The organism is Ferroplasma sp. (genome assembly GCF_037442045.1).
Classification (GTDB): domain Archaea; phylum Thermoplasmatota; class Thermoplasmata; order Thermoplasmatales; family Thermoplasmataceae; genus Ferroplasma.
In genome coordinates, this window is sequence record NZ_JBBIRC010000047.1 from 1 (window position 1) to 10,260 (window position 10,260).

The 10,260-nt window shown below is 36.2% G+C and carries 9 protein-coding genes; 3 read left to right on the forward strand and 6 right to left on the reverse strand.

From position 1 onward, the window contains the following. Together prpB and WKI77_RS06330 are read right to left on the reverse strand one after the other, a co-directional pair. The gene (prpB, locus tag WKI77_RS06325; RefSeq protein WP_337860985.1) at window positions 1–855 is read right to left on the reverse strand and encodes a methylisocitrate lyase; all 855 of its coding nucleotides are present in this window, start codon (window positions 853–855) and stop codon (window positions 1–3) included. After that, on the reverse strand, window positions 848–2,137 hold the full coding sequence (locus tag WKI77_RS06330) for an MmgE/PrpD family protein (protein ID WP_337860986.1): 1,290 nt from the start codon (window positions 2,135–2,137) through the stop codon (window positions 848–850). The genes prpB and WKI77_RS06330 overlap by 8 nt, the downstream gene beginning before the upstream one ends. Before the next feature lie 307 nt (window positions 2,138–2,444). Between WKI77_RS06330 and WKI77_RS06335 the strand changes: the two genes are divergently transcribed. Genes WKI77_RS06335 through WKI77_RS06345 form a run of 3 tightly spaced genes read left to right on the forward strand, consistent with a single transcriptional unit; the run spans window position 2,445 to window position 5,188 of the window. Next, entirely contained in the window at window positions 2,445–3,293 is an 849-nt protein-coding gene (locus WKI77_RS06335; RefSeq protein ID WP_337860987.1) for a DUF929 family protein, read from the forward strand. Window positions 3,294–3,330: 37 nt separating this feature from the next. Beyond that, entirely contained in the window at window positions 3,331–4,074 is a 744-nt protein-coding gene (gene cobJ, locus WKI77_RS06340) for a precorrin-3B C(17)-methyltransferase (RefSeq protein WP_337860988.1), read from the forward strand. A gap of 40 nt (window positions 4,075–4,114) precedes the next feature. Next, window positions 4,115–5,188, forward strand: a complete 1,074-nt coding sequence (locus WKI77_RS06345; RefSeq protein WP_337860989.1) for a radical SAM protein — start codon at window positions 4,115–4,117, stop codon at window positions 5,186–5,188. A gap of 12 nt (window positions 5,189–5,200) precedes the next feature. Here WKI77_RS06345 and WKI77_RS06350 read toward each other — a convergent pair whose 3' ends face one another. The 4 genes from WKI77_RS06350 to WKI77_RS06365 form a co-directional block, all read right to left on the reverse strand. Beyond that, window positions 5,201–6,277: a TIGR04053 family radical SAM/SPASM domain-containing protein gene (locus WKI77_RS06350; protein WP_337860990.1), complete on the reverse strand. Its 1,077-nt coding sequence runs from the start codon at window positions 6,275–6,277 to the stop codon at window positions 5,201–5,203. A gap of 70 nt (window positions 6,278–6,347) precedes the next feature. Further along, complete coding sequence (locus tag WKI77_RS06355; RefSeq protein ID WP_337860991.1) at window positions 6,348–8,129, reverse strand: phosphoenolpyruvate carboxykinase (GTP); 1,782 nt, start codon at window positions 8,127–8,129, stop codon at window positions 6,348–6,350. A 464-nt stretch (window positions 8,130–8,593) separates the two neighbouring features. After that, a complete protein-coding gene (locus WKI77_RS06360; RefSeq protein ID WP_337860992.1) occupies window positions 8,594–9,760 on the reverse strand; it encodes a transposase in 1,167 nt (388 codons plus the stop codon). Window positions 9,761–9,767: 7 nt separating this feature from the next. Beyond that, a partial coding sequence (locus WKI77_RS06365) for an IS607 family transposase (protein WP_337860993.1) occupies window positions 9,768–10,260 on the reverse strand: 493 nt, incomplete at its 5' end.

Consider the following 10,260-nt stretch of genomic DNA (forward strand, 5'->3'; position numbering starts at 1 on the left):
CTATTCTTTATTTTTTACAGGCTTTTCTGATATGTTCTGATCAAAATTCTGGTAAAAGTCATAGTTTATGACATCATACTGTTCTTTTCTAGACATAATCTTGTCTATGAATACTTCCTGTGTTCCGTATTTTTTTAAATCTTCAAGTGCATCATCCATTGCCTTTGCTGCAGTTCTAAATAATGTAACAGGGAATATAACGAATTTATATCCCATCTTTTCAAACTCATCGGCCCTTATGAACGGCGTTTTTCCGTATTCAGTCATATTTGCCAGCAATGGGAAATCTGTATTTTCAGCAAAATATTTGAATTCTACTCTGTCTTCAAGTGCTTCTGGGAATACTATATCTGCCCCTTCCTTAACATATATCTTTGCCCTTGAAAGAGCATCTTCCATACCGGTAACTGTTCTTGCATCTGTCCGTGCTATAATCAGTGCATTATTCCTGGCTGCAACAGCAGCCCTTATTTTTTCAACCATGTTGTCTTTTGGTACAACTTCTTTACCATTTAAATGCCCACAGCGCTTCGGAGAAACCTGATCCTCTATTTGAATTGCAGAAGCCCCGGCTTCTTCCAATAGCTTCACAGTTCTGTAAACGCTTAATGTTTCCCCAAATCCAGTATCTGCATCAACTATAATCGGTATATCTGTTATTTCATGGATCTTTCTTACCATGTCAGCAAGTTCAGTTAGGGTTATTACTCCAAGATCTGGCAATCCCATGGAAGCGGTGAGCCCTCCGCCGGAAAGATAGACAGCCCTGAATCCTTTTCTTTTTGCAAGAAGTGCTGAAAACGGATTGTACACGCCAGGAACTGATAAGAATTTATAATCAAGAAGTTCAGACAAGCTCTACCACCTCCCTGTCTTCCATTGTCCAGAGAGCAGGCAATGAATCGGTCATGCCTGTAAGCCTTATAAATTTGGACTCAATTTCCCTGTCTGTCATGGGATTTTTATAATGCCCTTTTGGGATTTCTACAGTGCTTTCTACAGTTTTTCCACCGGATTTTGCTTCTATCCTGACTGGCAGTTTTTCAGGGTATTGCTCTGTGTATTCTTTTAGCTCTGTAACATGTATTTTTTCCATTAATGCTTTAATCTGCTTATTATTTAAATCGCTGTAATTATTTACCCAGAAATCTTTATTTATAAGCGTTGATGCTATTATAAATGGTAAGCTATGGTCGGCAGTTTCCTTGTTATCAGGATGCCACTTTTCTTTATCTGCAAGTATTGATACTGCAGCCTCATAAGTATAAACATTTATCGAATCAACATGATTTATGTCCAGATCATTTGCAAGCTTAAGGGATGCTTCAACTGGAGCCATTGCATGATATTCAACTGGATATTTTTTAATGTATGTTCTCATTATACCGTTTGTGCTCTTGCCCTCAAGCTTTGAGAAATCCATATCTGGTGCCACTACATTTTTAAACCCAAGTTTTCCAGACAGTGGCTCTGATGGGGAAGTAAATCCATAAAGCGTTGCAAGTGTACCAAAAACAGAGTTTCTTGCGCTGTTTGCAGCTGCACCTGCTTTCCACATTGTGAGTTCGCCTACTCTGGGCTGCCTGAGTGCAATATGTGGTACCAGTGAAATAGAAATTGCATTTATTATCTGCTTTTCATCAAAGTCAAGTAATTTGGAAAGGGCTGCAGCCATTGCAATTTCAGTAAAATTCACATGGTCATATCCTTTTGCCCTTAATGATGTTGAATCGCATAGCCTGGTGCCAATTTCATATCCTACAGCAGCTGCGGTGATCATATCTTTTCCTGTTTTATTGAAAATTGATGATATTGATATGAGCGGTCCGAACATATCGCTGGGATGCAGGGGTTCCTTTGACAAATATGTATCATTGAAATCCATATACCTTATTATTAGAGAATTGAGAAATGCTGAATAATCCGGTGAGGATGTGCCCATGCCGATGATTTTGGCATTTCCCGGATAAAGGCCTATCATCTTCTTAATTTTTGAAGCAGCTGGAGAATCCATGGAAGAATATGCAACACCAAGGGCATCTATGAACCTTCGCTTAACCTCTTTTTTTACTTCCCCGTCTATATCGTTGCTGGATATTCCACTTATAAACTCACCCAGTTTATTTTCAATTGCCATGCTAAATAATAACGATTTATAATATATTGTTTGTTATTGCGAAATAGGTATGATTTTAAGCACAATGTCTAGTTTTTCATTTTGCTTTTGAGAAATATGTTATCTCATGTAAAAAACCTACCTATTATAATATAAACAGGAACAGAGAAGAGGAAGACACAAATAGTGTGATTACCTTAGAGTGCTTGCCCTACTTGTAAGATTTATGCGTTGGAGATACTATAATTTCAGGAGTTTGCTAACATACCTAACAAAATTTATAACCCAATGTATAAATTTATATACAGGAATAAATTATATCTTTAGATTGACATATAAAAAAAATAAAAATCAAGGCAATTCAAATTCGGCCAAAAAGAAAGTTACATCAAAAAAAGAAAAATTTAAAGCCGTTGTAAAGAATAAGAATTTTATATGGAGCATGGTTGTAGCAGTAATCATTGTTGTTATTATTGTTATAGCTTTTGCACATCCATTCTTTTTTGCCCCTTCGAGTATCAAGCCTGATAGCTATTACAAAATTTCAGATGGGGATTTGCTTCCTGATGGCCATTCGGGAATATTCTTTTTATCATGGCTTGGATGCCCGATAGGAGCTACAGATTCATGGGCTATTTATCATGGCATTAATTCAACAACAAATATATCCGGGCATGTTGAATTGCATAGCGCTCTTAAAAACGATATTTATTCAAATGATATTACCGGCCAACCTGGCCTTCTGTTTAATGGCAACTTTACTTTTAATTATAAAGGCAATACCTTTACATTTTATCCACTTTATATGTACAATGAAACTATGACTGGAACAGTTAATAATGGAACTATACATGGTTCTCTGGCATCATATGGCCTTTCACTGATAAACTCTACATATCCGGCAAAGGTAGCAGCTATGTTCAATAAATATGCTACTGATATTACCTACAAAGGCCATTTAACAACTACATTCATAATAACAGGACCTCATGGAACATATATACTTAATGCATTCATGTATACTCCCGTTTCAGGAGGGATACTTGGAAGTGGTTCACCTGATCCACCAGACTGGTCTCCAAATTCACCATCATATGTAATGTCCCATCTTGGTAGTTCAAAAACAATAACAGGTGCCGCATCCACATTTATGAGTTATGTTGGTAAAGCAGCATAAAAGAAAAAAGATATTTATTATTTATTTATAACCTGCTATGCCAAAATTATATTTAATTGGTACAGGCCCAGGGGACTATAATGAACTTACAGGAAATGCAGTGGATTGTTTGAATGATTCCGATATAATTATGGGCTACAGCAAATATATTGAGTTAATAAGTAATATTATAAAAGGCAAAGAGGTTGAATCTGGCTCTGTAACTGATGAAATAGAACGGGCCAATACGGCAATAAGCCATGTTCTATCAGGCAAGAATGTTTCCATTGTATCCAGCGGGGATTCGGCCATATATGGCATGGCCGGAATAGTTTTTGAAATAATTGCAAAACACGAATACGATATCGATGTTAAAATCATTCCCGGTATAACAGCAATCAGCTCAGCAGGTTCATTGCTTGGTGTTCCATTCATGAATGATTTTTGTTCAATAAGCCTCAGCGATAAACTTACTCCAGAAGATATTATACTCAAAAGAATCAATGCTGCCGGGAGTGGCGACTTCGTTGTTGCACTTTACAATCCTGTGAGCATAAAGCGTACAGAGTTAATCAAGAAAGCAAGGGAAATTATGTTAAAATACAGGGAAGGAAATACGCCTGTTGGAATTGTAAGGAATGCCTACAGGGAATCCGAGTCCGCTATAATATCAACGCTTGATGATTTCTTAAATTATAATATAGATATGTTTACACTGGTGGTAATTGGCAATTCCAGTACATATACATATCAAAAATATATGATTACACCAAGAAATTATGACAATAAATACAATATTTAGCCTATAAAAAACTATATAACTTTATGAACAATATTTAATGGTGTTTGCAACAGAATCCGGTGGATTGATTAAAATCGAATCGGGTGAACGAAGATTATCGATGAATTCAGACTCTGACATGATTTATTATTCACTGGAAGACAGAACATATAGAAGAACCAATATGAACGATTTTGTAGAGTTCAGGTATATTGATGGAAACAGGATTGCAAGGCTGCTGCCAGAGAGTGAAAAGCAATTAGTAGCGAATAACTTTTATGGTAATGTTAAAGAAGCCTCACTGGAATACCCATTTCTTAAAAAACATATAAAGGATTATAATTTTCTAAAAAGCAGAGGGAATGAATTAATGCGTATATACGGCAGCAGAATACCGGTAGTGCCACCTGACAGGTATTTTTCCCTTTATGTAAAAATCTCAAGGGGCTGCCCATGGAATCAGTGTACATTTTGTGAATTGTACAGGGACCAAAGGTATCTGCCATTAAGTTTTGATTCATTTAAAGAGCAGGTTGAAAAACTTTCTATATTCTTTAAAAATTCGGTGACTTCAATGAATGGAATATTTCTTGGAGATGCAAATGCCATAAGCATGGGTTCCAGAGCACTGAACGAATATCTCTTTTTCCTTAACAGCAAATTGCATATGCCACTATATGCATTTTCTGATGCATTTACAACGCCACTTAAAAATATTGATTTTATAAAATTGAAGAATGCAGGAGTAAAAAGAATCTATATTGGAATAGAAAGCGGAAATTCTGCTGTGCTGAAAATATTGAATAAGAAAATAAATTTAAAAAGTGCAGGAGAATTTATTAAGAAAATAAAGGATGCTGGAATAAATATCGGGCTTATTGTAATGTCAGGATTTGGGAAAGACCATGTTAATGATACTGTTAATTTCCTGAAATCAATAGTATATGCAAAAGGCGATATAATATACATTTCACCTGTAAAGGAATACAACGAATTCAGGGAAATCCTCATTGAGAATGGAATGGAGAAAGAGACAGGGCAAAAGGAATTTGAATACGATATAATAAGAACAAGGCTGAAAGAATCAATAAATATTCCTGTTGTTGTATATAATCTTGATGAAGCAATTTATTGAAAAATTTGATTTTCACGAATAAAGGCATGCAGGGTCTCTGGCAAATATGTCATTATATCTTGCATAAGCCCTCGATCTTGAACCTCCGCATGAATCCGTCCATGCGCAAATTCCGCAGTTGCCTTCGAAATTAGAGCTGTCCCTCAATAACTTTAGTGTTTCATTATTTCTGTATATACTTACTATGGATTTCTCTTTGATATTATCCAGCTTATAAGGAACAAAGCCACTTGGAAACACATCTCCGTTATAACCCACAAATATTATTCCCTTTCCATCCCTTGTATTTGAAATTCTGGATGGTATATTCCTTTTCTCAGGAATTCCAAGGAGATCTATGGTTTTATCCACCAGTTCATAATATAATTTTCCTGAATAATTGTTATTTCCCTGATCGATAATTCTCCTGAATATTGGAGATTCAACTGTTCTAATAGTTATGCCATAATTCATTGCAAAAAGAAGCCAGTGATTGATATCCTCAAATTCAAGGGCAGTTAAATCTTCAGAATCTATAGCTCTTCCAGTCTGTATAAGGAAAAACACTTCCCATGTTTTAACATTATTAATAATCAAGTTTTTCAAAAGTTCAGGCAATTGCTCAATATTTTTTCTCATCACAACAGAATTAATCTGAAGTTTCATATGCATTGCATTCATCAGTTTGATTAATTCCATTGTTTTATCATATACTCCATTGCCCCTCAGCCAGTCATGCATTTCCTTATTTCCGTCAAGTGACAGGGAAGCAGATAGAACATGATGTTTCTGAAAATACTTTATTCTATCATATGTTAAAAGATCTGTCGCTGCAGGGCTTATAGATACAGGTATACCATCCTCTTCGGCCTGTTCTATGATGAAATCTATGTTTTTCCGCCTCATCATATCACCGCCAGTAAGAATGAGCACTGGATATGGCTTTCCAAATTCTGTTATGGAATTAATAAATAACTTTGCATCCTCATCAGTTAATTCATCAGGAAGTGAATTTTCCATTGCTGATGCCCTGCAATGCCTGCATGCAAGGCCACATGCTTTTGTTGTTTCCCAGAATATAAGTATCGGTTTTTCATTATAATCAATCATAATCTTATATGAAAATTCTATATAATAATGAAATGCAAGTCTGTGAACATATTTTTAATAAAGAAAAGAATTAAATAGCTTTTTCACCAAATCTTTTTTCAAGTTCAATGAACTGCTTATTTATTTCCTCAGGCACAGGGTTTATGGATAAAATAAATTGTTTAATCTCATTTAGCTCTTTATTCCATTCTGTGCTGTCAATGGATAATAATCTTTCCACATCATCTTTTGATATGTTTAGCCCTGTTGTGTTTATATCTTCAGGTTTTGGCATAAATCCCAATTTTGTCCTGTTTACAGGTGCTGTGCCATTTATTCTATTTATCATCCATTCTATTACCCTTATATTTTCACCATAGCCGGGCCATATGTATTTGCCACTCTGGTCTTTTCTGAACCAGTTCACATAGAATATAGAAGGCAATTTAAGGTTCTTATTGCTAAACGAGAGCCAGTGTTCAAGGTACTGTGATATGTTATAACCAATGAAAGGCCTCATGGCCATAGGGTCCCTTCTAACTTTTCCAACGGTGCCTTCTGCGGCTGCGGTCTGCTCTACACCCATTGATGAGCCTAAAAGAACTCCATGATTCCAGCTAAACGCCTGATATACAAGCGGTACAGTATCTTTTCTTCGCCCCCCAAATATTATGCCGCTTAATGGAACGCCATTCGGATTATTGAAATCGCCTGAAAGTTCTGGATACTGCTGTACTGGCGTTGTAAATCTTGAATTGGGGTGTGCTGCCTTTTTATCTGTACCATGAATAAATTCTTTTCCGGTCCAGTCTGTTATTGTTCCCTCAGGAAGTGGAAGGTCATCCCACCATGGCTCCATATTTTCAGTTAATCCAACATTTGTAAATATTGTATTTTTATTTATAGAGTTCATGGCATTTGGATTTGTCTTCATGCTGGTCCCAGGAACAACCCCAAAAAAGCCGCTTTCCGGATTAACTGCATATAATCTACCATCATTTCCTGGCCTGATCCATGCTATATCATCACCAATAAGCCTTGTTTTCCAGCCTGCTTTTGTATACATTTCAGGAGGTTTTATCATGGCGAGGTTTGTTTTTCCACTGGCGCTTGGGAATGCCGCAGCAAAATAATATTTCTCTTGAGCTGGCGTTTCAACTTCAAGAAGAAGCATGTGTTCTGCAAGTGTGCCTTCCTTTCTCGCATTAGCACTGGCTATTCTCAGTGCATGGCATTTTTTGCCTAAAAGTGCGTTTCCACCATAGGCAGAATTTAAGCTAATTATATGCGCATCGTATGACGTTCTTCTAAATGGAAAGTGAAGTATATACTTATTTTCTGGATCAAGGTTTAATGAAGCATGTATTCCTCTGACCCAGTCTTTGTCTTTATTGGAATTGTCAATTGCCTTTTGCCCCATATGTGTCATAATTTTCATATTTGCCACGACATATGGGCTATCTGTGATTTCCACACCAAGTTCAGAGAATTTTGAGTTCATTGGGCCCATGAGGTATGGAACAACATACATTGTTTTTCCTTCCATTCCATTCTTAAGAAGTTTTGAAACTATTCTCTCTGCCTCATTAATTTGCATAAAATTATTTAAGGGGCCAACATCGTTTTTGTTATCAGCACATATAAATGTAGCTTTTTCGGTTCTTGCAACATCCGTAAGTGCGCTTCTATAGAGATAACTTCCTGGATATGATTTTTCATTCAATTTAATTATTTCATCCCTGTCCAGCATCCCATTAATAATAGTCTGATATTCTTTATCGCTGCCATCACAAAAATATATATCTTCTGGATTTGTGAGTGCGGCTATATCCTCTGCCCATGTTTCTATATTCATTTTTCCTGAATATTCCATTACATCACCATAATCAGATAAAATTAAAATTTTATTCTGATTTAATAGATTATCGAATGAAGTATTTAAAAGATTTTCTATTATTTGCCATTTATTTTGATTATACTTCAAAGTATATGTTGGAATTGATTAAAATTTGCTTTTATAAAGGAAGTTTTTAAATAGTAAAAAGGTGTTTACTGGGTTTGTTATTTACGATAAATTATTTCAGAAACCATATTATTTCTTTATAGCATAAAATGAAAATTATTTTATGCGTATCCATTAGATTATTTTGATTATAAATTTATTCCTAATTTTTAGTTAAAAAGCAGGATTTATTAAAAGTTGAAAATACTCAAAAATATTTACAAAAAACATTGGTTTGCACATAAAACGGTTATCGTTCTTAAAACATTGTGCATTGTTATGCAACATGTTCATTCGCAGCGTAAGCAGTCTCAGTCCTTCCTGTTTCAGGCATGTCAGGTATGCCCAATGTACAGGTATTCATCCTTCATGGACTGCCAGGAGGCTGACGCACTCACGGGGAACGGTTCTCCGCAAAGGTCAAGGCCACGGAGGGCTATTGCAAGTGATGCAATCCTGTCCCTGTTGTAGTCCTGACCACAGTTTGTACATCTGGATATTTTCCACCTTGGGTGCTTTAATTTACCACCGCATACAGGACACTCGGATGAGGTCCCACGTGGATTAATATATACTATTTTTCTTTCAGATTTGTATTCAACCATTTTCTGGAATTGATAATATGGCCATCTGTTCAGGTATGTCCGGAATTTCTTACCCTTATCATCACCACTCTTCCTTATTCCTTTTAGGTCTTCGAATACAAATGATGCTTCAGGGTTATCCTTCACCAGTTTTGCTGAGGTTTTGTGCATTGCATCCTTTATTATTTTTCTCTGCCTTCCCCTTGCCTGTTTCAGTTTCCTGCTGCGCTTTGCAGGATTCCTCACATGCTTCTGCAGTTTCTGCCTCCTCCTCGAGAAGCTATTCTGGATCTTTGCAATGTTTTTCACATGTACTGTATCCACATTTGTGATCTGGTTGTCTGCAGGATTGATTGTGGTGAGATCTATGGTATTGAAGTTCAGGTCAGCACCTATGATACTGTTTCCATAGGTCTTTTTATCAGGTATGGAGAAGGATATTGAAACTATATTATCTGTTATAAGTACTTCTGATATTTTGTATTTTGAATAATATATCCATTTCTTGTTACTGCTGTTTACTGGAATGTATTCATATTCACCGGGCTTAATGGTTATCCTGATAGTACTGTCAACGATCTTCACAAGTTCACTGTCAAGTCTCATTGAGAGTTTCTTAACTTCCGGCTCTTTCTTCTTTTTTCTGTTCTTCCTGAATGACCTGAGAATTGCTATGGAAGATCTGCATACCGGATTGATGTGGTGCCTTGCATAATCATATGTGGAGTCAAACCATGGCTTTATTTCTTTCCTGAGATCAATGGGAGATGGAATCTTACCATTTATTATCCTTAACTCCTCTGCATTCATGACACCTTCATGGATGGCATTCTTCATGTCATACAGGTATTCCATCAGAACAGGCGATGGTTCGTATAATGCCACCATACTGAACGTTTGGAACCGGAAGATTTCCATGGATGTGTCATGGCTTCACCGCTTTAAGTATGTCTTTCATCTTCTGTGATTTAAGTCCGTATAATCTTGCAGAGAATGATGTGATTATGGATATTAGATCATTTGTTAGTTCTTTATTTGCTGAAGCTATCTCTTCCCCATCCACCTCAACTATATCAGTGCCATGAATTGCACATATCTGCTCCAAAAGATCAAAGCCAAATCTTGCAAGCCTATCTTTATGTGTTATGTATATAATAGAAACCTTATCCTTCTCTATGAGTTCAAGAAGTTCTTTGAATCCTTTCCTGTTAAATCTCATGCCACTGTTTATGTCTGAAAATACTTTAGAAACAGGGGAAATTGATTTCAGTCTTATAATCTGTTTCTCAAGGTCTTCCTTCTGCTCTATTGAAGAAACTCTTGCATAGATGTAAGTAACTCTTCCGTTCTGTATTCCAAGGATTCTGTTGATCTCACTTTCAGGTATTCTCCTGAAATTGTTCTGCATTCTCACGCAT